We start from the raw sequence: 23920 nt of genomic DNA, 5'->3' as shown, positions 1-23920 counted from the left end.
ACAAAAAAAATGGGCCAGCGAAAACCGCGGCCCATGAAGCGTGAAGGTCAATAAACCTCCAGAGGGGAACAGCTGCTGCGGCGGCACTGGGAGGAAATCCGCCATGTGCATCAGCTGTGTGCACTATGATTAATTTTTGATCGGAAGGAAAACATTTATTGTGCAATGCAGCTATGCGCGTGCTGCACCGCCACGGACGACCCATCGAGACGGGCTTGATCGTCAAGCGGCGTCAGACGTCCCCGCCGTTTCCCCGCGCGCCGCGGTCGCCAGGACCTCATCGACCTCCCGAACCTGTTGGCGCTTGTCGGAAAGGTCGTCCGCGAACGCGAACATGCCGCCGTCGCGCGAGCGATAGGAGACAAGACCGCCGCTCGGCCTCGTGCAAGCGATACCGATAGCGCTCCTGCGCCTCATCGACACCGTCGAGCGCATGCTCGAGCCGTGAAACCGCGCCGAGCGGCGTCATGGTGACGGCAAGATCGAGCTCCTGGGTTGCGCCGGTGCGCTGCAGCAGGGTTGTGTAGTGATAGCCGTCGATTGCGGTAACCGCCATACGTCGCGGCATCGGCGCTGCCGCGCGCAACCAGGTCGCGCACAGATGCGATCGGCGCGGGGAGGTGGCGCAGTTGGACCGGCAGCTTGGCGGCGACTTCGTCGTACACCTTGTCGGAGAGGTCGCAGTAACCGTGGAAGTAACGGATCGCCTCGTCGATGCGCAGCGCGAAGAACACGTATGTCACCGAGCCGGTGAGGAATTCCCGCATCGCGAACAGCGAGCCGCGGATCCAGAGCGGCGGCAGGATCTCGAACATGTAATCGTGCTCGGCCTCGGGGATTTCGAACCATTCGCCTGCATAGAGCGGAGTTGCGTCACGGTCCCGACGATCGGGTCGCTGGACGTGGCGGTCGAACGTGGGAAACATCTGCTGGCGGCTTGCGACGCCCTGAAACACTTGCGGAGGGAAGAGGCCATTTGCGGCTCCTTGCGCGGGCGGACCAAGCGCGGCTCAGTCCTCTCGACCCTGCCATCTTCTTCAGTCCTTCGTGATCCGTTTCCTGCCGCCGGCATCGCGACCTCCCGCATCCAGGGCTGGCTTTAGCCGGGAGAAGCCTCCCTTGACGCGGCCGGCTCGCCTGCGGCACGCCTCTTCCTCTTTCGCTTCTTCCTCCAATTTCTGTTTCTCGCTGCCCCGCTTCGGGCGTAGCTTCTGAACTTCGTTCCAGTCTTCTTGTGACGGGCGAAGTCGCATCCAGTCGCATCCCGCCTCCTCGGCAAGTGCGCGTAGTCGCTCGGCAAACATCTCGCCTTGTGGGTTGGCGTCGGTGGCAGCGACAAGCTGGACGTTGGGGCCCGACGCAAGCCTGCGGAGTGCCGCGGCCGTGGTCGGCGACCAGCCGCCGCCGGTGCTGAGGTAGAGTGTGCCGTCTCGCAGGCCCTCGATTGCCGCAAGGCTCATCGCGTCGATCGCAGCTTCCGTGACGGCCAGTCGCACCGCTGCACGCGACCCCAGACGAAAGAGAACCTTCGTTCCTCCCGAGGCGAACCCGCGGTATTGCGGACCGCGCGCCTCCCAGCCTGTGACACCGCCTGCCTCGTTCGTATGGGCGGCCCACATGGTGCCTTGCGGACCTTCGCGAAGAAGGTTGCGTTTGATCGCCGAGCATAAAAGAACCGTCGGCAGGCAACGCACGTCCTGCAGGTACCGCCATGTTGATGAACCCCGCCAGGGGCGGCGGCGCGCCTGCCAGCGATCGCCAAGCGGAAGGTCGGATTGGCCGTCCGGAATGCCAGGCTGCCACTCAGCCTTGGAAATATGGAAGCCTATGAGGTCCGCGACCTTTGCGACGCATGCCGAAAAGCCAACACGGTCAAGGTGCTCGACCAATCCAAAGATATCGCCTTTCGCATCGCTGAGCGGATCGAACCATCCACGCCCTCCATGCGTCACGATGATGATCTCACTGCCGCGGCGGTACTTGACCGCCCGCCGGGTGCTTTCCTTGACGTCAATGGCAAACCCGTTCTTATCCAGCACGGCGGCGCAGCTTACCTTGTCGCGAAGCGATTCTATTTCTCTTCTCTCCATTTTCCTTCCGATCGCGAAAGCGATCGCCTCCTGCTCGTCAGTTCTATTCATCGGCCACTTCAGCGGCCGCGAAGAGCAAAGGACGCAAGGGCGCGGCTGGCAATTTGGTGAATCGTGCAAGGTCGACCGCGGCGAAGCCTCCCTTGCGGCCTGCCGCTCGCTAGCGGCACGCCGCAGGCCATGCCGCCGGCTCAATGCCAAGGCGTGTATTCATGGACGATCTCAAGATCGTTCATCGGCGTCGATTGCGTCGGACGGCAGGACGCCGTTATCCGCCGTCGACGGAGAAGAGGGTGACCGGGACCATCAGGTTGCGGGAGAGCTGGAAAGCGTGGGACTGGGCGAGTGAGAGATTCGTGCGACATGTGAGTGGTTCCTTCGGAGCGGCCCAATTCCCGCTCGATCACTCCACAAAAGGCCCGCCCGGGGAGGGCGCGATCACCGCTGCGCGACGCGGAAGCGGCCGCAGCATGGCTAGCGGACCGCTCGCGGGTGGAAGATCCGGAACCGGGCCAGGACTCCATCAACAGAGAGCGGGATTGGACTGGTTAGGGAGGTGCCTCACGCAACGACGCTCGACTGCATCGACCAGGTCACGATCTGCGGCCTGCGGTCTCGAAATGCCGGGCGGATTTCATCGGCCGCCTGCCTGCGCGATGCCATCGTATCGACCGGCTTATGGCATATTTGAACTCGGTGATTCCCCTGATGAGAGAGGATTGAGATAGCCAACGATATCAGCATCGGAATGTCTTTGTTCTTAGCTTAGAGGATGGCCGGGAACAGAGGTTGCCGACTTCTATGAGGCCGCTTTTGGTGCCCAACAGATCGACTTTTGCAATCTGGATGGCGCTTTGGCGGGCTTTGCAATGCGCTTTGGCGCAATGCCCGTTGCAGTCGCTGGATCCAATCCCCGGCGCGAGCAACACCCTTCTTACGGCGGCCCTTTTTCCCGAAAGCGCTGGGCAGTCAGCGCCATTTTCACGATCAACGTGATGACATTGAGCAAACCGCCGGCGCGGTGTGACTGCCGGAGCGATTGTCCGCGATGAGATAGAGACGGACATTTCTTGGCCGCCGCGAGGCCTCGATCTTCGATCGTTCGGCCCGCTCTGGGCGCTGGTCGAACGAAGGGCAGCGCGCGTCTGGAAAGCCGCCCAAGCGCTTTCCACATCGGTCGCGTTCGTCATCAGCCCAGCGATCAAAACTTTTCGATCAATGTTTATGAGATGGCCGAGGTCATCTCGTCTTTCGGTAGGTCCAAAGTTGTGCCGGCGGAATGTTGCGCATCATGAAAGCCAGATGACGGACCTCGTATCCGGCGGGAAGCGCGACGACTGGAGAGAGCAATCCATAGGTGATTTGGACGACGGGCCGCCCTGTCGGAATCCGTTCGAGAAGATCGAGGATCAGCGACAATCGCTTTGAAGGCGGCAAATGAAGGAGGGGCACAGCGGAGATGACGCAGTCGAACTTTGCACCTCGCTGAGCGCCCAGAACGAGATCCAGCGCAAAGGCGTCTCCACATCGAACGTCGACCTCGGGAAACTCCTGCTGAAGATGCCGACAGAACTCGGGCGAATACTCGATGGACAAGAGCTCCTTGGGCCCAACGCCGCGCGCCAGGATCTGTTTTGTGATTACGCCGGTTGCCGGACCCAGTTCAAGGACAGGAAGGCTGGAGAAAGGATCGATAACGCTTGCCATCTTCTTTGCCGTCGCAACGGAAGTGGGCGTTATGGCGCCTACCGCTGTGCGGTCGCGCTTCCAGCCCTTCAGGAACGCGATCTCATCCTTGAACTTCAACCCCAGCCGCTGCCGCACGCCCATTTTGCCTCCGCTTTGACACCCGATCAGAATCATGGGAGCGACAAACACCGTCAAAATGCGACAAATGCAAGCCCGGCGGCGGCATTTTCAGCTCAACATCGCCTTTTGCTCATAAAAGAAACCCGCGGCGAGCACCATTCACTACCAAGCCACGCCCTTTGGGCGCCTTGGTTCTCCGGTTCAGACCGGCATACTTCGAAAGAAATGCCAGCTTTACCATATTCTCGGGAGTTCCATCACAGTTAAAGCACACTCACAATGATCGCTGAGGGCTCCCCGATCAGGCTGTCAACGAACCAATCAATTCGTCACGTCTCCAAAAGCGAGCGACATACGATTTTGTCGGAATACGTCGACGCGGCGCACGGGCGAGGAGCCATGCCCCGACATTTTGATGATATGCCGTTTTTGGTGGCATGAAATTTGTACGAAATCAGTCGTGGAGGAATGCACCACGACATTCGATCCGAGGTTGGGCATCTTCTATGTTTAGCAGCGCGGCAACAATTGCAATCGAATCTGTGGCTTTCGGCAGGGGCAGTGAACCGCATGCGGCACGAAAAGCCTCCTCTGACAATCTGGTCGCAAATTTAAGGGCGCGACCAAAGCTATTCCCGCAAAGGGGTATGAGGGTATGAGCGCAAAGATTTTTCCGGATTGGAAGAAAACCAGGTTTTGTAGCCTGGTTAAACGAATTGTCACCGCAAGTTTCAGCCTGCTGCTGCTGACCGGGGTGGCACAAACCCAAGCGCTGCCAAAACTGAAGATCGATCGCAACGCGATCTCGGTGTCGGGCCTATCATCGGGAGCGTTCATGGCCTCGCAGTTGCAGGTCGCGTATTCATCAAGTTTCATGGGAGCCGGCATTGTCGCTGGTGGACCTTATTTTTGCGCTATGGGCAATCTCACCTATACGGGAATCTGCATGGGCCAAGTGCCGCGCGTTCCTCCAAATCCTGCGATGTTGTTCGCTGCGGCGGAAACGTCTTCGCGGATCGGCGCCATCGACCCGCTTTCCAACCTTGGATCAAAGAAGATTTACATTTTCAGCGGTACGGCCGATACGATCGTCAAGCAAAGTGCCGTCGATGCTAGCGTCCAGTTTTTCAAATTGGCCCGAGTTCCCGATTCAAACCTCGCCTATGTCAGCAATTACCCTGCCGGTCACTCGTTTGTTTCGAAGGTCTTCGGGAATTTGTGCCCGACCAACGCAACGCCGTACATCAACGAATGTGTGAACGATCCCCCAAATACTGCCAACGACAACAATTACGACCAGGCTGGCGCGATTTTGCAGTTCATCTATGGCAAGCTTAACCAGCCGGCCGCCAAACCAACTGGGAAGTTGAGGGCGTTCGACCAGAAACTCTACGGGGCCGCCAACCCGGTGTCGAGCATGGCGGATGTGGGGCATGTCTTTATCCCCGACAGCTGCGGCAAGCCTAGGGCCAACTGCAAACTGCATGTTTCCATCCATGGCTGCCGCCAATCGCAGCAATCGATTGGGGACGATTGGTATACCAAGCTCTATCTGAATAACTGGGCGGATACCAACGGTATCATAGTGCTGTATCCGCAAGTCAATAAGTCACTCCGGAGGCCGTATAATCCCCGGGGTTGTTGGGACTGGTGGGGCTTTACAGGCAGCAACTATGCGATCAAGGGTGCTGTCCAAATGGACGCCATTATGAAGATGATCGCTGCTCTGGGCGCCCTCTGACGGCGAAGCGCCAAGACACCTGCAGTTATCGCCGTGGCGACATCCGTTCTCCTTGGGTGGACCGAGTGTTACCACACGCGGGCATCATAACCGCGTTGCGCCTTGGGGCCGAGCTTAACCTTGACCATATTGGCGAGATTCGACGCCCTACGGCATCTTCTCCCGAGCGTTCGAAAGGAATTTCACTTCAGATTACCATCGTTCGAGAGATCGAACGTGACGACCTTCTGCGCATGGACAAAGAGGTTCTTATGAGTTTCTACGCGCGGCATCGGAATGAAAATGACGCGCGAACTGTAATCCATTTGGCATCGCGCCAACCTATCTCGGTTTTGATTTTTGCGGTTTTAACACGATGGTGAGATTCCAAAGCTCTCGAACGTCTAGATTTCTAACCGTATGAACTTATAGTGATTGTTTGAGTCACTCCCGCTCGAAAAGTCTTGCGCGCCCTCTTGACCCTACCTCGCTAGCTACCCATTTCATCTGTCGTCGACGCCAAAAAGAGTCGACTACGTCAGGGGCGCCGAGCTTCTTGGCGTTCCTCGTATCTATGTTGCTCCGTGGAGGATGTAGCTATGAGAACAAACCTCGATCTTACCCCTTTCTATAGGTCCAGCATCGGCTTCGACCGCATATTCGATCTTCTCGAAAATGCCAGCGTTAACGCCGACAAGTGGCCGCCTTTCAACATCCTAAAACTCGGCGAAGACACGTATCGCATCGCGATCGCGGTGGCAGGTTTTGCCGAAAGCGAACTGACGATCACCCACGAGGCAAAAATGCTCGTGGTGAACGGCGCGAAGTCCGAGGACGACGAAGCACTGTATCTGCATCAAGGCCTTCCCGTAAGGTCGTTTGTGCGCAGATTTGAGCTGGCTGATCACGTGATCGTCGAAGGAGCAAAGCTCGAAAACGGGCTACTCCTCATCAATCTCAAGAAGGAAACACCTGTGGAGATGAAGTCGCGTCGGATTGCCATCCAAGCCGAGACTGCCAAAGCCGCTTCAAAGCAGATTGAGGGCGCCAAAGCCTAGCGTGATGCGCACCTGCTTACTCCTCGGCTGTTCCCGAACCGCCAAGGACGTCATCGCACGACAGGAGAAAAAAACCGAAGAAAGGATGATAGTCATGAGTGTACGTGACCTGATCCCATGGAGCCGTGGCAACAGCCAGGTTCCGAACGTCTATCGTGGCGACGACATAGACCCGTTCCTGTCGCTTCACCGCAATGTCAACCGTCTGTTCGACGAAGTCTTCCGCAGTTTCGGTCCGCCATCGTTGTTTGGTGGCACATCGCCGATTGGCGCCGAGTGGCCGCACGTAGAGATCAAGGAGAATGACGACGAAATCCGAGTGATAGCGGAAATTCCGGGCATCGATCCAGAGGATATCGAGTTGCTGCTGAAAGACGGCGTGCTTACGCTTCGTGGTGAAAACAAGTCCGATACCGAGGACAAGGATCGCGGGTTCAGCGAGCGTTATTACGGACGCTTCGAACGGCGACTGGCTTTGGGTCGCCAGCTTGATGAGAGTAAGGTCGCCGCAACGTTCAAGAACGGCCTTCTTACGGTGACGCTGCCGAAGACCGAGAAGGAGCGAGCCAACGTCAAGCGGATCGCCATCGACAACACCGAATAATACCGACAGCTGCAAGCTCGCCGGGTACAAACGCACCCGACGAGCTTCGGCAACGGCGACGCTGTCTTACGGTCGCGATCGAAAATACCATCCCGGGCGCTGCGCTTTTGGTCGCAGCGCCAATGGGCACTTAGTGGGTAAGCAGAGGTGGAGGCGGGAAGTCCAATACATTGCTCGTATAGCTTTCGACCAGCGCACTGAACGGAGTGCCGTCCTGAAGCTTCAGCACTGCATGATGTTCGAGAAGAAAGGGCGGTAGTATAAGAGATCCCGTTGCGGGTGTCGGTAGTTCCTTTTCCACGTCCCATCCTTCTGGAAGAGGGGACCACAGCAAATTGGAAGATAGATTTGTGCGGGTGAATTTAAGAGATTGGACGGCTCTGCCAAAGGCAACGTCGCTCGTATTCAACGCTTTATTCATGTCCATTGTCAGCCTTGCCGGAACATACCAATTGTCAGCCTCAGAAAGGACGCGATTGCCGCAAACGAGGCGGACATGTCGGTAGGCGATGGGCTCGTCGGGGCCGACCGCCAGAAGTTCTCGGATGCGGCTATTGACGGGCTTGTCTCTCCCGCGTACCCGCTGTGCAACGATCTTAGAACCTTGCGGTGCGAGATTGTGTCCGGCACACCACCGGTCGAGCGTCAAAGTGGCACTAGCATTACTCAGGAGAGTTGCATTCAAGGTCTGGAGAATCGCAAGCGCCTCAATCCGTGCCGTTGGCGTGTTTGGCCATTGCACCGTGGTGAACGATTCCTGCGCCGATATGCTATGCGCGGCCAGCATGATCGCAGCAGCAGGTGCAAATGCGATAACCCGTATAAACTTCCAACAGTAAATTGACACGAAAAGTCATCCTTTGTGCGAGTTTGATGAGCGGTCGAGACGATATTTATTGCCAGGGAGGCTTTCCCACAAGAACGCTCGAAGGTGACTTCTAAAAGGCTGTGTGAGCGGACCTACCGTCCCGCTTTCAAGGTTTCCGTAGATACCTGGCACCAATGATGGCTGCTGAGCGCATCATGACGGACGTTACCTCTGCCTTGGGAAACCGGCCGGTTTATGTCCGAGGCGGCACCCGTCGTCCCAGCGTGAAAACCGATGCGGCGATAATCCATGACGTAAATGGGTGCGATCCAAAGAATCGATTTTTCCAATAAGTCGAGTGCCGTTAGAACGCGCTGAATTTGGCTTAGCGCGACAGCACGACGGTTTTGCCACGGAGTTCTGACGGAATGATAGCCGTCATGGCGATCAAGGAGTGAAGCAGCTTCGCTCACTCCAGACTGACGGACTAGGTGAGTGCGTTGTGGCCGATATGCGAAAACGCGGAGAATGTATGTGCGGGATTGTGGGTATTGTCGGCCATCATCCGGTTTCGGACCGGTTGATAGACGCATTGAAACGGCTTGAATATCGTGGCTACGATTCGGCAGGCGTCGCGACGATCGACGGTGGAGCGCTCCATCGCCGGCGCTGTGAGGGCAAGCTCCTCAACCTTGAAGCAAAGCTGAAAGAACTGCCCCTGGCGGGCACAATCGGCATTGGCCATACGCGCTGGGCAACCCATGGCGCGCCGACGGAACGCAATGCCCACCCACATTTTAGCGACGGCATCGCAGTCGTCCACAATGGGATAATCGAGAATTTCGCCGAATTGAAGGATGAGCTGACCGCGGCCGGCACCGAGTTCCAAACCGACACCGACACGGAGGTCATCGCGCATCTCGTGGCAAGACTTCGCCGGGACGGCATGGCCCGGCGCGAAGCTATGCATGCGATGCTGAAGCGCGTCCGAGGCGCTTACTCGCTGGCTCTGCTCTTCGAGGAGGACCCTTCGACCATCATGGCTGCCCGGAATGGCCCGCCGCTCGCGATCGGTCACGGAAGCGGCGAGATGTTTCTCGGATCGGACGCGATTGCGCTGGCGCCCTTCACTAACGAGATCACCTACCTGATCGACGGCGATTGGGCGGTCATCGACAAGACTGGCGTCCGTATCTTCGATATCGACGGAAAGGTCACCACCCGACCGCGGCAGATCTCGGTGGTGACGGCCCATATGATCGACAAGGGCAACTATCGCCATTTCATGGAGAAGGAGATTTACGACCAGCCGGAGGCCATCTCCGATACCCTTGGCCATTACATCAACTTCAGCGACAATCAGGTGGTCGCGGCTTGGCGCGACACCGTCTTCACCAACGTGCAAAGCTTGGCGATCTCCGCCTGCGGCACTGCGTACTTGGCCGGACTAATCGGCAAATACTGGTTCGAGCACTACGCACGTCTGCCGGTCGAAATTGATGTCGCCTCCGAATTTCGGTACCGCGAAATCCCGTTCTCGCCACAGGTGGCAGCTCTCTTCATCTCACAGTCGGGCGAGACGGCCGATACACTTGCTTGCCTACGCTATTGCAAGGAGCACGGCTTGAAGACCGGTGCAGTCGTCAACACGCCCGAATCGACGATAGCACGAGAGTCCGACACTGTGTTCCCGATCCTCGCCGGACCGGAGATCGGCGTTGCGTCTACGAAGGCCTTTACATGCCAACTCGCCGTATTGGCTGCGCTCGCGGTTGCTGCCGGCAGGGCGCGTGGCACCCTTACGGAGAAGGAGGAACAGACACTGGTCGCCCGGCTTGCCGAGATGCCGCGCGTCATTGGGCAGGTGCTCAACAGCATCCAACCCAGGATCGAACTTCTGTCGCGTGAATTGGCAAAGTGCCGCGCCGTGCTCTATCTTGGCCGCGGAACCAGCTTCCCTTTGGCCATGGAAGGCGCCCTGAAACTAAAGGAGATTTCCTATATTCACGCGCAAGGGTATGCTGCCGGCGAACTGAAACACGGTCCAATTGCTCTCATCGATGAGAACATGCCGGTTATCGTGATCGCACCACACGACCGCTTTTTCGATAAGACCGCTTCCAACATGCAGGAGGTTGCGGCCCGCGGCGGACGGATCATCTTGATCACGGATGAGAAGGGCGCTCGCGCCTTGAAGCTCGACACGATGCAAACAATCGTTCTTCCAAATGTGGACGAGATCATTGCGCCGATGATCTTCTCGCTGCCGGTCCAACTACTCGCCTATCATACGGCCGTGTTTGCGGGCACGGACGTCGATCAGCCGCGCAATCTGGCGAAATCAGTCACCGTCGAATAGGTCATCGTTTCCGTAAGGGACGAATGACAGAGTTTAGATGACTTATAACTGCTGAGCATTTGGAGATCGACATGCCGCAAACGAAGATATTTGGCTTCTCGGGGAACATAACACGACCGTCCACGACGCGCACATTCGTCGACCATATCGTCGGGCAATTGGCAATCAAAACGCGAGCGGTGGCGCAGTCCTTCGATGTCGATGACCTTGGACCTTCACTATTGGCGGCCAAACGGCTAGACGACCTCAGCGCTCAAGCACGCGGGGTCGTAGACCAAATGCTGGAGGCAGACGTCCTGGTTGTAGGCTCACCCACCTACAAGGGCAGTTACACCGGCCTATTCAAGCACTATTTCGATTTGCTCGATCCAACATCGCTGAGGGGCAAGCCTATCATCATCGCTGCGACGGGCGGAGGCGAGCGTCATTCGCTTGTCGTCGAGCATCAGTTGCGCCCTCTGTTCGGGTTCTTTGAAGCGCTTGCGATGCCGACCGCAATCTATGCCACCCGTAATGACTTCGCCCACGGGGAGGTGATTTCCGAGGCCATCCGCATGCGTGTAGGCCGGGCTGTCGAGGAAGCAGCATACGCAATAGGATGACCAGACGCAGCAAACGTCGGCGCAACAGGCTCTATTGTCCCACGCGAACCTTAAGAGGCGATTTAGCGGTATTCACCGCCTCGAAGACAACGTTGACTCTGTGTTTCCCTGGTCCAATCGGATGCCAGTGTCCTCAAAACGCTAGCCTCTCCCCGGCCGTAGGTGGTCTTGTTATAGTTGGCGAGTGCGCCCAATCCTGGCTCAATCCAGCAGCTGATTGGCGATCTCTGACGGAGTCGCCGACAAAAAACTGCTGCTTTGGACGGCGGAATAGCCCGACATCACTGGTGTCGCCAAGATGTTTTGAACAGTTGAGTTTTGTCACCTTCGAGACCGTCAGGCATTTCAACTTTGCACCACAACAGCCGACATTTTTGACGCCACGGTTGAGCGCGGACACCCGTGAACTGCGAGGAATTGCCATTTGAGAAAACCGTGTCTTCTACTCGCTGCCGTTCTTGTCTGTGCAGCACTCCAGTTTCCCTGCGCCAATAGCATGGCTGAACAGGCGGCCGCACCCGCTCTGACGGTTTCTCTGACGGCGCCGGCAATACGGGACTGGCCGGAGACCGTTCCCGCGAGCGGCTGGTTGAAGCCCTGGCAGGAAGCAATCATCGCGTCCGAAACGAGTGGCCTGCGCATCACCGACGTCCTGGCGGATGTCGGGTCCGTGGTCACGAAGGGGCAGACGCTGGCCCGGCTTTCGCAGGAGAGCGTGCTGGCGGACCTTCGCAAGCAGGAGGCGGCTGTCGTGACTGCCAAGGCAAATCTGACAAAGGCCAAGGCGAATGCGGATCGTGCACGCCAGCTCAGCACTTCGGGGGCCCTCGCCGACGAGAAAATCACTGGATATCTGGCCGACGAGCAGACGGCGACGGCAAGCCTGACATCCGAGGAAGCCGCGCTCGACAGTGAAAAGATCAAGCTTGCGCAGACGACTATCACCGCCGCCGACGATGGCCTCATAACCTCGCGTTCGGCCGATCTCGGCGCCGTCGTCTCCACCGGCACCGAGCTGTTCCGCATGGTGCGCCAGCAGCGTGTCGAATGGCAGGCCGAAGTATCGGCGCGTTATCTGCCGCGCATTTCGGAAGGCTTGAGCGTTAGGATCAACGGGCCGGAAGGTCACGTCATTGCCGGCAAGGTGCGGCTTGTCGGACCCTCGGTCAGCACCGACACCAGCCGGGCGATCGTCTATGTCGCGCTTCCCGCCGACATTCGTCCGCGGACCGGCCTCTACGTCACGGGCAGCATCGAGTTGCAGACCACACCGGCGCTCACCGTCCCCGAGACCGCAATCGTGTTCCGGGATGGCATCAGCTACGTCTTCACCGCCGGCGAGGACAAGCGGGTGCGACGGGTCCGCGTCGAAACCGGCCGCCGCAACAATGGTGAAGTCGAGATCGTCTTCGGCATCGATCGGTCGTCGAAGGTCGTGACGTCAGGCGGTGCCTTTCTGTCGGACAATGACCTCGTGAAGATTGCGGAGAAGAACTGATGAATTTCTCCGCCTTCTCGATCCGCAATCCCATACCAGCGATATTGCTGTTTGTGATGTTTGGATTTGGTGGGCTTTGGGCATTCAAACAGCTGGCGGTTCAGTACTTTCCGGATATGGACCTGCCGACCATCAGTGTCACCGCCACGCTCGACGGCGCTGCGCCGACGCAGCTCGAGACGGAGGTTGCCCGCACCATCGAGGATAGCCTCACCTCCTTGAGCCATCTCGATCATATTCTCACGACGATCACCGACGGCACCGTCTCGACCAAGGTATCCTTCAAGCTGGAGAAAGACAGCGAAACGGCCCTCAATGAGGTCCGCAATGCCGTCGATAGCGTCAAGGCCGATCTGCCGGCACAGATGGCGACGCCGATCATTACGAAGGCCACCGTCCAAAGCTCCGCACTTGTCACCTATGCCGTCCGCTCGACCGCTCTCAACGAGACCGAACTCTCCTGGTTTGTCGATAACGATCTGACCAAGGCACTGCTATCGGTCCCGGGCGTCGGCCAGGTCAACCGCATCGGCGGGATCGATCGCGAGGTCCATGTCGATCTCGATCCTTCGACGATGGCGTCGTTCGGCGTCACCGCCGCGACCGTATCAGCGCAGTTGAAGGCCGTGCAAGCCGACAAGTCTGGCGGCCTTGGCGAAGTCGGCGGCACGCGTCAGACATTGCGCACGCTCGGCGCCGTAGAGTCGGTCGAGGCCCTGAGGGAGCTCACTATACCGCTCGCTAACGGGCAGCAGGCCCGACTCGACGACATCGCCTCGGTCAAGGACAGCTTCGCGGAGCGCACCTCGATGGCCTATCTCGACGGCAAGCCGGTGATCGCCGTCGAAATCAAGCGTTCGAACGGGTTTTCCGACAGCAGCGTTTCGGCTGACGTTAACACGGCAATGAAAAATTTCGCAGCGTCGCATCCCAATGTGCAGATCCATGCAGTCTACAGCCTGATCGGGTCAATTCTCGGCAATTATGACGGCGCGATGCACATACTGTATGAGGGTGCGATCCTGGCGATCGTGGTTGTCTGGCTCTTCCTTCGGGACTGGCGCGCGACGATCCTGTCGGCTGTGGCACTGCCCTTGTCGGTCATACCGACCTTCCTGGTCATGTACCTGGCGGGCTTCAGTCTGAACGTCGTCACCTTGCTGGCGCTGTCGCTTGTGGTAGGTATTCTCGTCGACGACGCCATCGTCGAGATTGAAAACATTGCCCGCCACCTGCAGATGGGCAAGCGGCCGATCGATGCCGCGATGGAGGCGGCCAACGAGATCGGGCTGGCCGTCATCGCCACCACCTTCACGCTGGTCGCCGTCTTCCTGCCGACGGCATTCATGAGCGGCATACCGGGCCTCCTGTTCCGTCAGTTCGGCATCACCGCCGCTGTTGCCGTCGTTGCCTCGCTTGTCGTTGCGCGTCTGCTTACCCCCATGATGGCAGCCTATTTCATGAAGGCTCATCCGTCGGAGCAGAAGGATGGCCGAATCATGCGCGCCTATATGGCGCTCGCGAAGGCTGCCCTCGATCACCGGAAGACAACAGTGGCCGTGACTGCCGTCGTCGTTGCGGTTTCGCTTTCCGTTATCCCCCTCTTAAGAACGGGATACCTGCCAGCCGCTGACGACTCGCGGACGCAGATCACGCTCACCCTGCAGCCCGGCGCCACTGTCGAGCAAACCGACGCCGCAACCAGGAAGGCCGCAGATATTCTCAGTGAGATTCCCGACGTGACACATGTGTTTGCGGCTATCGGCTCGGGATCCTCGGGCGGTGGTGCGACGGTCGCCAGGAGCAGTGTCGGGTCTGCCGCGATCGTCGCCACGCTGACGCCGATTGATGAGCGCGACCGCAAGCAGTCGGAGATCGAAAACGATATCCGGCAGGCGCTCTCCGTCCTCCCCGGAGTGCGTGTGGCGGTCGGTATCGGCAACGGTACCAAGCTCGAGTTCACTCTGGCCAGCGACGATGCCAGTGCGCTCGATAGCGCAAGCACGGCGCTCGAGGAGCAGTTGCGCACGCTGCATGGCATCGGTGCGGTGACATCAACGGCCGCAAGGCAGGCGCCGGAAATTCAGATCACGCCCGACTTTGCGCGCGCCGCAGCGCTCGGGGTAACGTCGAATGCGATCGCCAGCGCCGTGCGCGTGGCGACAAATGGGGAATATTCCTCCGACCTGCCGAAGCTCAACCTGCCGCAACGCCAGATCCCGATCGTCGTCCGCTTCTCGCCGGAAACGCGCACCAGTCTGGATGATATCAAGACCATGCGGGTGGCCGGCACCAATGGCAATGTCGATCTCGGATCGATTGCCGATGTCCGCATCGGCGGCAGCCCTTCGGAGATCGACCGTATCGACCGCATGCGCAATGTCACCGTTTCCGTCGAACTCAACGGCCGCATTCTGGGCGATGTCAACCGCGAGGCGAAGGCGCTGCCGGCTCTCCAGCATCTGCCGCCAGGCGTTACGCTGGTGGAACAGGGCGAGTTGCAGCGCAGCTCCGAGCTGTTCCAGAGCTTCGCGCTTGCGATGGCGATCGGTGTGTTCTGCATCTATGCGGTGCTCGTCCTGCTGTTCCACGATTTCCTGCAGCCGCTCACGCTTCTGATGGCCCTGCCGCTCTCGCTCGGCGGCGCGCTGGTGCCGCTGGTGGTGACGGGCACCAGTTTCTCGATGCCTGCCGTCATCGGCCTTCTCATGCTGATGGGCGTTGTGACGAAGAACTCCATCCTTCTCATCGAATATGCGATCATGTCACGTCGCCGAGGCATGTCCCGGTTCGATGCGCTCGTCGATGCCTGCCACAAGCGGGCGCGGCCGATCGTCATGACCACCATAGCCATGGCCTCGGGCATGCTGCCGGCCGCGCTCAGCCTGTCGGGTGGGGATTCCAGCTTCCGGCAGCCGATGGCCATTGTGGTGATCGGAGGCGTGATGATATCAACGCTGCTCAGCCTCATCATTATCCCGGTCATCTTCACCTTCGTCGACGACCTGCAAAATTTGCTCAAATCGTTCAATCGCCGAGCGCTTCGACGCCATGCGACCTGCGGGCGAGAGACGGAGTTCAGTAATTTGCCAGGCGATCTCGGCGGCGATACAGGGAAATCCCTAGAGATGACTCCATCTCAGCATAAAGTCATCGAACCCACACCTTGATCGGGACTGGAGGCGTTTTTGGCAAACGCTTCTCGTTGTCGATCAAATCACGCGAATTCCAACCCTCGGCCTGTCATTGATATTGCCTCCTGCGGTCAAGTGCGAAGCTCGGCGCCTTCTTTGTTGCGGCAGTCGCGCGTGTGGATACTATGCGCGGCAGCAGATAATGCATTTTAATTTTAGCCTTTCAGTTGAGGCGGAAGAGGACATCATTGCGATCGCCGAACAAGGTGTAAGCATGTTCGGATCCACACAGGCGAGGCGATATCATGATGACTTGTTCGCTGTGCTTGACCTCATTGCCGCCAACCCGCGAATGGCACGTGAGCTGGAAGAGATTTCGCCACCGTTAGAATTCATCCGTTCGAGGCCCATCCTATTGTCTACAAGATCGAGGAAAACGGAGCAATTTTCGTGATCCGAATACGCCATAGACATGAAGACTGGACCGGCGATCCTGTCTTGGACTCACTGAGTAGACCAACATGCATCATTGTGTGAGAGGCGTTACGGTCGGGCTGTGACGCATGTCAGATCAGCTACATCGCCGTTATCCTGTGCTTTTTCTCCTGATTTTTTGGAGGAGATGGCCTAACCGATTTGCCGGACAGCAGTCTGGAGAGTTCGTTCTAAGATAACGTCGGGGACTGAGTGACGCAGCAGTTCGATTTGTTTGTTTCAAGTGAGACACCTTCCGCGAAGGCAGCTGCTTCATTGCCTGCCAAGCGCCAACGGTCAGCTGCTTTAAGTGAGGACGATATGGTGCAGCAACTCCAGGCGACCGGCCGATATCGCATCCTCAAAAAACTCGAACCGCGTGCCATCGCAACGGAGGCGCGGCCCGGATTCCCGTTGAAGTGAGGTGGCTCCTGATCGAGGCTCGCCCGGGCAAAGGAACCTTCGTTCGCGAGGGGCCCGCAAGTCCCGCCGAGGTTGTCGACCTATCTTGGCAATCTGTCGCGCTTGGAGCTGCGCGGGGAGACGGTGGTTTTTTGGAAACTTCATTGACGCTTCCACCAGCCGACGGCTTGATCTTGAGCATGGGCTACCTGCCGCCTGATCTACAGGCGTCTGGCCTTTTGGCACACGCGCTCCGTCGAGCCGCAGGTCGTGTCGATCTTTGGGATAGACTGCCGATCGAGGGTCTTCAGTCATTGCGGGCGTGGTTCGCGCGCGAGATCGGAAACGGCGCCGTGTTCTCACCCCACGATGTCATCATATGCAACGGCGGACAGGCGGCGATCACTGCGACGCTACGGGCACTTGTGCCGCCTGGACGTCCCATTCTTGTGGAGACGCCGACCTATACTGGCGCTATGTCGGCTGCCCGGGCGGCGGGTCTTGAAGTCATTCCCGTAGCCATTGACGAAAACGGAGTGCGACCGGAACTGCTGGAGGACGCCTTCGAACAGACGGGGGCCCGGGTCTTTTACAGCCAACCAACCTTCTCCAATCCTTCGGGCGTCGTCATGTCGAATGAGCGGCGAGCTGCTGTCCTCGACATTGCTGCAAAGGCAGGCGGGCGCCTTCATCATCGAGGACGACTGGGCGCGCGATCTCGATCTGGCAGGCAACGCACCGGCTCCGCTTGCGACGGCTGATCGCCATGGACACGTTGTTTATATTAGGTCCCTTGCCAAATCGGCTGCACCCGGTTTGAGGGTCGCAGCCGTTATCGCAAGGGGAGCTGCCCTGGCACGGCTGAAGGTGGCTCGCGCGAGTCAAGACTTTTTTGTTTCCGGTCCCTTGCAAGCGGCGGCTTTGGCCGTTGTCTCCGCGCCAAGATGGAAGCCTCATCTCAAGGCCGTCCGCGCTGCCCTAATCGAGCGGCGCGATGTCCTCGTCGGGGTGCTGCGCGAGGAAGTTGGGGATTGCGTGACGTTCCAGGTCCCGACCGGAGGCATGCACCTTTGGCTACGCTTGCCGGATCACGTCTGCGATGTCGCACTCGCTGCAGACCTGGCCCGGAACGACGTTATCGTTGGCGCTGGTCGCCCATGGTTTCCTGCGGACCCAGAAGGCTCTTTCCTGCGGCTAACTTTCGCAGGCCACCCCACCACTCTTGTTGAGGGCGCAAAGCGCCTCAGCCAGGCTATTAAACACAAACTTTAATCTTGGATAACGGAAGGAATAGGGGTTAGTCCGCTGCGCGAGAAGCGGCAGGGCCAGCCACGCTTTCCATTTGACCCAATGCCGGAACGGGTCGAGCCATGCCTTGCACTGCTCGAAGCCGCCGAAGGGTGCCGATTGGGTCTATGAGATCAAATGGGACGGATCCCGCTTGGCCGTCCATATCGAGCCGCAGCGTGTTCGCATCCTTACGCGTGGTGCCATGATTGGACACATCGCTTTCCATCGATTGCCGCGGCAGCAGGTGAGATCGGTGGGAACGCCATCCTCGATCGCGAGGCGGTTGTTCTTGATGAGGTAAGACGGTCAGACTTCCGTGCCCTTCAGCAGGCGCTGGGCGGTCGCGGCGGTAAACGGAGTTCGGGGGAGGCGATTTTCTACGCCTTCGATCTTCTGTACTTCGATGGCCACGATCTCCGCCAGATGGAGCTATCCGAGCGCCGGTAGGCACTTTCCGGCGTGGTACACGGGGACGCGGATGCAGTTATGCCGGGCTACCAGCACCCCGGATGGGTTCATCTTTAAGCAACACCTAAAAAAACGGCGAGCGATCTTGTGACCGCCAGGAGCGCATCATCTTCCAGGCGACCGATCGTTGTGCCAATTCTATCCCGTTTCACGGACATGGCTTTGTCCACCATCACTTGCGAGGCTTTTCGCAATCCGCTTTGCACTGTCGGCTGAATGGTTGGTCGAATGAGCGGCGCGTCGACCAGTGTGCTGGAGATCAGCAGGACAGTGATCGTTCCAGTTGCATCAAACTGATCGGCCTGGATGATTAGTGCTGGACGCGGCTTGCCGAAATCACCGCTGATTGCGACGGTCACAATGTCACCGCGCCTCACGCTTCACCCTCGTCGTCCAGGTCATCGAGAGCGGCGTCAAGGAAGTCTTGCAGACTGGGATCGGCGGCATCGGCAAGGGCTACCTGAACGGACTGACGATGGCATTCGGCGGCAAAACCAGGGCGACGAGTATCGGGAACCCATATTTGCACAGGACGCAGCCCAGCGGCGCGCAACGTCTCACGGCGCTTTTGAACTCGTTCGTTGACCGAGCTTGCCATGATCAAACTCCAATGTGATTGTTACATGTAACATAATGGGCGAGCCCCGCCATGTCAATGAGTCGCAGCAGAGCGTGAAGGTACTCACTCTGGCGGGGACAAGTTGCGGTATATTCAGGCGTCGGTTGGGAGGGGCGGGCTGATCGAGTTCCGGCGCTTGCCTGGGGCCTTTGCCGAAGAACCGACCATTCATCGTCCACAACGACTGGTCGTCAAAATGTGTCGACGAAGTGGATTGGTGACCCGACATTTTCAAAAACAAAAGAGGCAATTACCTCAGAGCGATACGGCACTGTCGCGTACGCTTCAGGATACAGTAAATGCGAACCATCCTGTGCCCATATTTGCGCCGCCCAATGTTTGGCAGATGCGAACGAATGCCAACACAACGCCCGGTCAGTTGGCAACGAGTTTGAGCCAATTCGCGTTGACCCAGCCCTTGTTCTTATAGGGCAGGGGGTGCGTTTTCGTTGAATGGCATCTCACATTGGGGGTCTCGCTCCCGTAGACGACACCGGCCCACTGTCCGCGCTGCTGGAAGGCGATGACCATATCGCCATTGTGAAGTTCGCCAAGCTGGCGGTACTGGCTGCCAGGCCCGGACCTTATTGCGAGAAAGCCGTCCCCGTTGGCTTTTAGTCCGGCAACCATGTTGCTCGAGCAGTTTGCCACCTGACCGTCTCCGCCCTCTTCCAGAATTTGGACGTCCAGGTCACCGCCCGCGGCCGTCGCTTTTTCCGTGGCAGGCTGATCGCTTTTTCCTTGCTCCGGTTTGAAATCCCTGCCGTTCCAGTACAGGGTCGAATAGCAGGTGTCGGACCCGGCGCGGCCGCAGCTACTTCCATGCAGGGCAAGCTTGATCGCCGGTCGCCCTGCGATCTCGACAAAGCCTATGCCCTGCACATAGTCGTCAAAGATGGATTTGTAACTTTTGTTGGGTTTGGCCACGAAAATCTGCGTCTCGCATCCAGCCGAACCGCAAAAGGATGAAGGCATGCCGACACATTTCAAATGAGCGTAATCAAGAATGTAATCCGGAACCTGATCGCCGTTGATGTCCTTGATGCTGACGAAGCCCTTTTCAAGCTTGGCAGGCCCTCCGCAGTCTTTCTTGGACTCGTCGATCGCCGCCTGAACGGGCTGGGGGAGCGACTGCGCCGATGCGGCGCCCGAGCATGCGAGAGCGGCCGCCGCGCTTACCACCAGAATTGCCTTGCGCATTTTTCCCTCCGGAGCAGCCGAATTGCGACGCCTCGCCTGGACATTGGTGTCCGAGACGGCGCGTGTATTGCAAGGAAACATACATGAAAGGGCGAGCGTCTTGTATCGCCTGAACGGGCGATGACCGCGCATATAGCCCAGCACTGCGCCGTCACATTGCGGAATGGACCGCGGACAGTGATCGCAGTGGCCGTAGAGTGACGAACTGCTCGAAGCTCGGCGCCACGCCAAATCCGGCGTCTACAGGCCATAAGGCTAAGCCGCTGCGGGCTGGCTCGCTGCAATTCGTGCAGATTGGCTAATGGGCTCGCGGTCCTTAGCCCTGTCTCTTAAGGTCGATTGCTCCAAGCAATAAAACCTCCGACGAGCATTAGGAATGACGTAAAAAAGAACACTGAATGTATACCGGCATGAGCAGCTAATACGCCGCCAATGGCCGGGCCGAGCACTTGACCCGCGTGCTGCGCCGATGTCGACCAGCCGAGGATCGCGCCGACGGCTTGCTCGGGGACGCTGTGGCGTATCACGCTGCCGATACAAGGTAGCAAGCCCCCTAAAACGAGCCCCATCAATATTCGCAGCCCCACCAACTCCAAAACGTTCGTAACGAAAGCTTGTGACAGAAGGAGTGCCGCAGCGATGCACATTGCGACAACGATAACTTTCCAGTGCCCGACGCGATCTGCTAGTCTTCCAAGGTGCGAGGCGGAAAGAACACTCCCAAACGCTGTACCCGAAATGACCAGACCGGCCCAAAGGGTAACATGACGATTTGGCTCGACGAGTTGCGAAATGTAAATCGCTGTTATTGGTTCAATGGACAGATTGGCGATCATCAGAAGCAAGCCCGTCGCCAGCATTGCCAAGACAGGCCTCCTGCTTGGGATCGTCGACCAACTGTTGGAGTGTTCACGCTCTGTCGTTCGAGCATTGAAATTCTCTCTGATCAAAAATGCGCTGGCAACAAAAGTGAGGAAGACTAATGCCGCAGTCAAAAAGAACGTTTCTCGAATGCCGATTAATGTTGGTAGAAATCCGCCGATCAGCGGGCCGACGAGGTTGCCCCCCATAATCCCCGTGGCCAAGAACCCCAACGCCCAGCCAATACGGTCTTTGGGAACCTGTGTCGCTACCAAAGCATATGATCCAGACGAGTAGCCTCCGAGTAGACCGGCTAAAAATCTCATAGCCAGCAACTGCCATACATCTTGAGCTACACCCATCAAGGCCATCGCTGCGACCACGCCCAAGCTTGCGCGAACCATCATCGCCTTCCGACCGTAGCGGTCGGCAAGTCTTCCCCAGAGCGGGGCAACCAGTGCGGCCGCAAGGAAAGTCACGCCGTACGCCACGCCCGAAAACTGCGCTATGGATGCTTGGTCGCTGACGCCTAATTCCCGGATATATAGGGGTAAGAAGGGAAGTAACATTGTCATGGCAACGGTCGTGGTGAACGAACCGGCAGCACAAACAATAAGGTTCGTCCTCCAATAGGGCGTGCTGCCGTTCAGATACGAGCTCGCATTCCCAAGCTTATTTCCACTGTTGAGCACTGTGAATCGCACTTCTTGCTGGGGCATATGGATTTCGGGCACACATTCGGTGTCAATGCCGACCTCGAACCGACTGCTTCGCTTCCGTGTGCGTCGAGGATTGCTAAAGACGTTATGGATCAGAAGTCCTCCTCAGTCGCGGGATAATCCGCTCTATGGCGGAAGGGATTGACCCTGTGGTCAATGCCTTCTCCGGTAGAATGTACTCTGGTAGATATCTGACATGTTGCTCTTGTAGCCCCCGGTCCGTCCGCTGGATTTAGCCGAGAAAGGAATGTTCGCCGGCAGCTCCCGCCGTTTCGCTACAGGGCTGCAAGGCTCGTGCCAAAAACACCGAAAGACTTCCTGTCAGCTTTTCAGCTATTTAACTTGAGACAAAATGAGTTTGCTCAACAAAACTGTGTCGCAAACCCGGTGCAGACGCGTCAAATGAGATGCTCCCGCCGTCTCAACTATGCATTTCGCGGACATCTTGTAATTTCCGTTGCCAGCAGGTTGTCAACGATGAAATCGATATTGTGTTCTTAGAGCGCGCACGCGAACGCGTCTCTCGTGCCGCTTGTTCTCTGTAGCATTTAGGAGCCGCATAAAAGCGGCAGAGCCGGCTGCTCGGCTGATAACAAGATAGGTTGTCATTCTTGAGTTCAGGAAGTCGGCGACACAGTGAGATCGGTGCGCCATGCTGCGGCACTCGCGAAACCAGCCAAACTTAAATCAGCAGGTTTGGAGCACCTACCGTCGCTCTGCCCCACTTCCCCAAGCATGCAGCACGCCGCGGTGTTGACCCAGATCAACGTAGCCAACCGCATTGCTGGTAATCTTAAGCATTGCTAAATCCGAAGGTTAAATGCGGAGGTGACACAATGCTAGCGGCAGCAAGAAAAGATTATCTCGTCGGCCCGTCGCGGAATGCAATCCCGTGTTTGGGGCGTTGGTGCATGGATTGGGATTTGAGGGGATGGCGATCTTTGAAACGGCTGTCTATGGCGTGGCTGCCCTACGGCGGACGGATTTCGGGCGTGCGCAAGCAAGCATGCGGTTGAGGACGGCGCAGCCGATAGCGACTTCGGTCTGCTGCACGGGAGACGATCTTGCGCGCAAAACGTTTTCCGATGATGGACTTGTATCCCCCAATGGCGGTCTCGATCAGCGAGCAACGGCTCAGCCATTGAATATCGCGAGTTGACCGAAGGCGAAACCGTTGAAGATCGCTGGAACTGCTCTATCCGCGACTGACGACCGTGGGCGCACCGCGGCGAAGAATTTCGCGCGATCCACGATGTCTTTTCCTTTTTTGGATAGCTTCGGCAGCAACCGGCATTCAGTTTGGTTTCATCGTGTGGTAACGGACCGTTGCGCGAGCAAAACGCCCCCCGGAAATTTGCTCGCGCACAATGAACCACACCCGGTTCCTCGGCCCTGCCTCACTGCCTTGAGGTGGGGCCATTTCACTAAAGACCGCTCCAGAACGTCACAGCTTCGCCGCCCCGGTGAAGAAGTCGTCGATCTGCTGGGGCGTGAAGCCCATCGCCTGAAAGCCCTCCTGCATCATCGGCGACGATTTGACGAACGAGCCGGAATATTCATAGGCGATCTGCACCGATCGGTCCTGCGTTTTCACCCATCCATCGACCTGGTCGAGAAGGCCTGCAGCGAGGAGCTGCAGTTTGAATTGGCGCGCTGAAACCATCTCAGGGACAACGATTGGCGCAACATAATCGGCGATCATGCCCCCGCCATTTACCCAATCGACTATGATCTGATTGTCCTCTGCGACGAAGAATTCCCCTTCGTCGGAAACGATACGGATGGATTTCGGATCAGATGCCGTTCGTGTGACGCCGGGAGAAAGCGTCTGGTCAATCGTATCGAGCACCGGCGAGATATCGACCGGTGTGGCCTGCCCGCGAGCGGCGCCGTAGAGCTGGTTTGCTTCAGCGTTGCGAGCATTCGTCAAGTCGGTCATTACCCGCGCCGCACTGTCGGGAGCATCGAAGCCTTCGGATATTCGATGGCGCAACGTCCGTCGTCTTCAACTGCGGCACCGGCGCTCTGGCATGTGCTCGGCCCTCGAAATCGCCCATGTGGCGTTCTCCGCGGTCGCTGCCACCGGCAAGATCAAGCCAGCGACTGTTTCCAAGGAAGGCGCCGCCTACGCGGGCGTCGAGACGATCTGCGCCGATCCATCCCACACCACCACCGTCAATGCCGTTGTGCTCGTCGCACAGGCCT

Annotated in this window: 21 protein-coding genes and 3 pseudogenes; 12 read left to right on the top strand and 12 right to left on the bottom strand. The window is 58.1% G+C overall.

The annotated features are described in order from the left end of the window. Positions 1-222 precede the first annotated feature (222 nt). The 4 genes from RHSP_RS35310 to pmtA form a co-directional block, all read right to left on the bottom strand. A complete protein-coding gene (locus tag RHSP_RS35310; protein WP_028755183.1) occupies positions 223-417 on the bottom strand; it encodes a hypothetical protein in 195 nt (64 codons plus the stop codon). Beyond that, positions 414-926, bottom strand: a complete 513-nt coding sequence (locus RHSP_RS16920) for a DUF1419 domain-containing protein (protein WP_210305302.1) — start codon at positions 924-926, stop codon at positions 414-416. Before RHSP_RS16920 ends, RHSP_RS35310 begins: the two co-directional genes overlap by 4 nt. 111 nt (positions 927-1037) lie before the next feature. After that, positions 1038-2141, bottom strand: a complete 1104-nt coding sequence (locus tag RHSP_RS16915) for a DUF3991 and toprim domain-containing protein (protein ID WP_240535449.1) — start codon at positions 2139-2141, stop codon at positions 1038-1040. Between the two features lie 1188 nt (positions 2142-3329). After that, the gene (gene pmtA, locus RHSP_RS16910) at positions 3330-3920 is read right to left on the bottom strand and encodes a phospholipid N-methyltransferase PmtA (protein ID WP_004119780.1); all 591 of its coding nucleotides are present in this window, start codon (positions 3918-3920) and stop codon (positions 3330-3332) included. Between the two features lie 634 nt (positions 3921-4554). Between pmtA and RHSP_RS16905 the strand changes: the two genes are divergently transcribed. Next, a complete protein-coding gene (locus RHSP_RS16905) occupies positions 4555-5640 on the top strand; it encodes an extracellular catalytic domain type 2 short-chain-length polyhydroxyalkanoate depolymerase (protein ID WP_004119777.1) in 1086 nt (361 codons plus the stop codon). Positions 5641-5822: 182 nt separating this feature from the next. Here RHSP_RS16905 and RHSP_RS35850 read toward each other — a convergent pair whose 3' ends face one another. Continuing rightward, positions 5823-5945 (bottom strand): hypothetical protein, encoded by a 123-nt coding sequence (locus RHSP_RS35850; protein ID WP_276307826.1) that lies wholly within the window; start codon positions 5943-5945, stop codon positions 5823-5825. Positions 5946-6218: 273 nt separating this feature from the next. Here RHSP_RS35850 and RHSP_RS16900 point away from each other — a divergent pair, with 273 nt between their 5' ends. Both RHSP_RS16900 and RHSP_RS16895 read left to right on the top strand, forming a co-directional pair. Then, the gene (locus RHSP_RS16900; protein ID WP_004119775.1) at positions 6219-6677 is read left to right on the top strand and encodes an Hsp20 family protein; all 459 of its coding nucleotides are present in this window, start codon (positions 6219-6221) and stop codon (positions 6675-6677) included. Between the two features lie 94 nt (positions 6678-6771). Then, positions 6772-7281, top strand: a complete 510-nt coding sequence (locus RHSP_RS16895; RefSeq protein ID WP_004119772.1) for an Hsp20/alpha crystallin family protein — start codon at positions 6772-6774, stop codon at positions 7279-7281. A 130-nt stretch (positions 7282-7411) separates the two neighbouring features. On the opposite strand, the gene RHSP_RS16890 is transcribed toward RHSP_RS16895, so the two are convergent. Beyond that, the gene (locus RHSP_RS16890; RefSeq protein WP_004119769.1) at positions 7412-8128 is read right to left on the bottom strand and encodes a hypothetical protein; all 717 of its coding nucleotides are present in this window, start codon (positions 8126-8128) and stop codon (positions 7412-7414) included. A 493-nt stretch (positions 8129-8621) separates the two neighbouring features. Between RHSP_RS16890 and glmS the strand changes: the two genes are divergently transcribed. The 9 genes and pseudogenes from glmS to RHSP_RS33085 form a co-directional block, all read left to right on the top strand. Beyond that, positions 8622-10448: a glutamine--fructose-6-phosphate transaminase (isomerizing) gene (gene glmS, locus RHSP_RS16885; protein ID WP_004119766.1), complete on the top strand. Its 1827-nt coding sequence runs from the start codon at positions 8622-8624 to the stop codon at positions 10446-10448. A 71-nt stretch (positions 10449-10519) separates the two neighbouring features. Further along, positions 10520-11050, top strand: a complete 531-nt coding sequence (msuE, locus tag RHSP_RS16880; protein WP_004119752.1) for an FMN reductase — start codon at positions 10520-10522, stop codon at positions 11048-11050. Positions 11051-11474: 424 nt separating this feature from the next. Further along, on the top strand, positions 11475-12548 hold the full coding sequence (locus tag RHSP_RS16875; protein ID WP_004119747.1) for an efflux RND transporter periplasmic adaptor subunit: 1074 nt from the start codon (positions 11475-11477) through the stop codon (positions 12546-12548). After that, positions 12548-15718 (top strand): efflux RND transporter permease subunit, encoded by a 3171-nt coding sequence (locus RHSP_RS16870; RefSeq protein ID WP_004119743.1) that lies wholly within the window; start codon positions 12548-12550, stop codon positions 15716-15718. Before RHSP_RS16875 ends, RHSP_RS16870 begins: the two co-directional genes overlap by 1 nt. A 166-nt stretch (positions 15719-15884) precedes the next feature. Then, a pseudogene (locus tag RHSP_RS16865) lies at positions 15885-16219 on the top strand (type II toxin-antitoxin system RelE/ParE family toxin). Between the two features lie 150 nt (positions 16220-16369). Then, positions 16370-16579: a hypothetical protein gene (locus tag RHSP_RS34675; RefSeq protein ID WP_135488292.1), complete on the top strand. Its 210-nt coding sequence runs from the start codon at positions 16370-16372 to the stop codon at positions 16577-16579. Between the two features lie 143 nt (positions 16580-16722). Next, positions 16723-17319: an aminotransferase class I/II-fold pyridoxal phosphate-dependent enzyme gene (locus RHSP_RS35600; protein ID WP_092576572.1), complete on the top strand. Its 597-nt coding sequence runs from the start codon at positions 16723-16725 to the stop codon at positions 17317-17319. Continuing rightward, positions 17222-17830 (top strand): aminotransferase class I/II-fold pyridoxal phosphate-dependent enzyme, encoded by a 609-nt coding sequence (locus tag RHSP_RS36035; RefSeq protein WP_376766902.1) that lies wholly within the window; start codon positions 17222-17224, stop codon positions 17828-17830. The genes RHSP_RS35600 and RHSP_RS36035 overlap by 98 nt, the downstream gene beginning before the upstream one ends. A 78-nt stretch (positions 17831-17908) precedes the next feature. Next, a pseudogene (locus tag RHSP_RS33085) lies at positions 17909-18292 on the top strand (ATP-dependent DNA ligase); the annotation flags it as partial. Between the two features lie 77 nt (positions 18293-18369). On the opposite strand, the gene RHSP_RS16850 reads toward RHSP_RS33085, so the two are convergent. From RHSP_RS16850 to RHSP_RS35595, 6 genes and pseudogenes are all read right to left on the bottom strand, one after another. After that, entirely contained in the window at positions 18370-18693 is a 324-nt protein-coding gene (locus RHSP_RS16850) for a type II toxin-antitoxin system PemK/MazF family toxin (protein ID WP_004119734.1), read from the bottom strand. Next, entirely contained in the window at positions 18690-18914 is a 225-nt protein-coding gene (locus RHSP_RS16845) for an antitoxin MazE family protein (RefSeq protein ID WP_004119731.1), read from the bottom strand. The genes RHSP_RS16850 and RHSP_RS16845 overlap by 4 nt, the downstream gene beginning before the upstream one ends. Positions 18915-19310: 396 nt before the next feature. Then, the gene (locus RHSP_RS16840) at positions 19311-20135 is read right to left on the bottom strand and encodes an SH3 domain-containing protein (RefSeq protein WP_240535448.1); all 825 of its coding nucleotides are present in this window, start codon (positions 20133-20135) and stop codon (positions 19311-19313) included. 329 nt (positions 20136-20464) lie between these two features. Continuing rightward, positions 20465-21715: an MFS transporter gene (locus RHSP_RS16835; RefSeq protein WP_004119727.1), complete on the bottom strand. Its 1251-nt coding sequence runs from the start codon at positions 21713-21715 to the stop codon at positions 20465-20467. Between the two features lie 954 nt (positions 21716-22669). Then, positions 22670-22841: pseudogene (locus RHSP_RS34670) on the bottom strand (IS5/IS1182 family transposase); the annotation flags it as partial. A 318-nt stretch (positions 22842-23159) separates the two neighbouring features. Next, positions 23160-23654 (bottom strand): hypothetical protein, encoded by a 495-nt coding sequence (locus RHSP_RS35595; protein ID WP_240535447.1) that lies wholly within the window; start codon positions 23652-23654, stop codon positions 23160-23162. Positions 23655-23920 lie beyond the last annotated feature (266 nt).

The sequence above is a fragment of the Rhizobium freirei PRF 81 genome, assembly GCF_000359745.1.
In the GTDB taxonomy this organism is placed as follows: domain Bacteria; phylum Pseudomonadota; class Alphaproteobacteria; order Rhizobiales; family Rhizobiaceae; genus Rhizobium; species Rhizobium freirei.
Note: the sequence above shows the minus strand (reverse complement) of the source record. Positions and strands in the feature narration are given on the sequence as shown.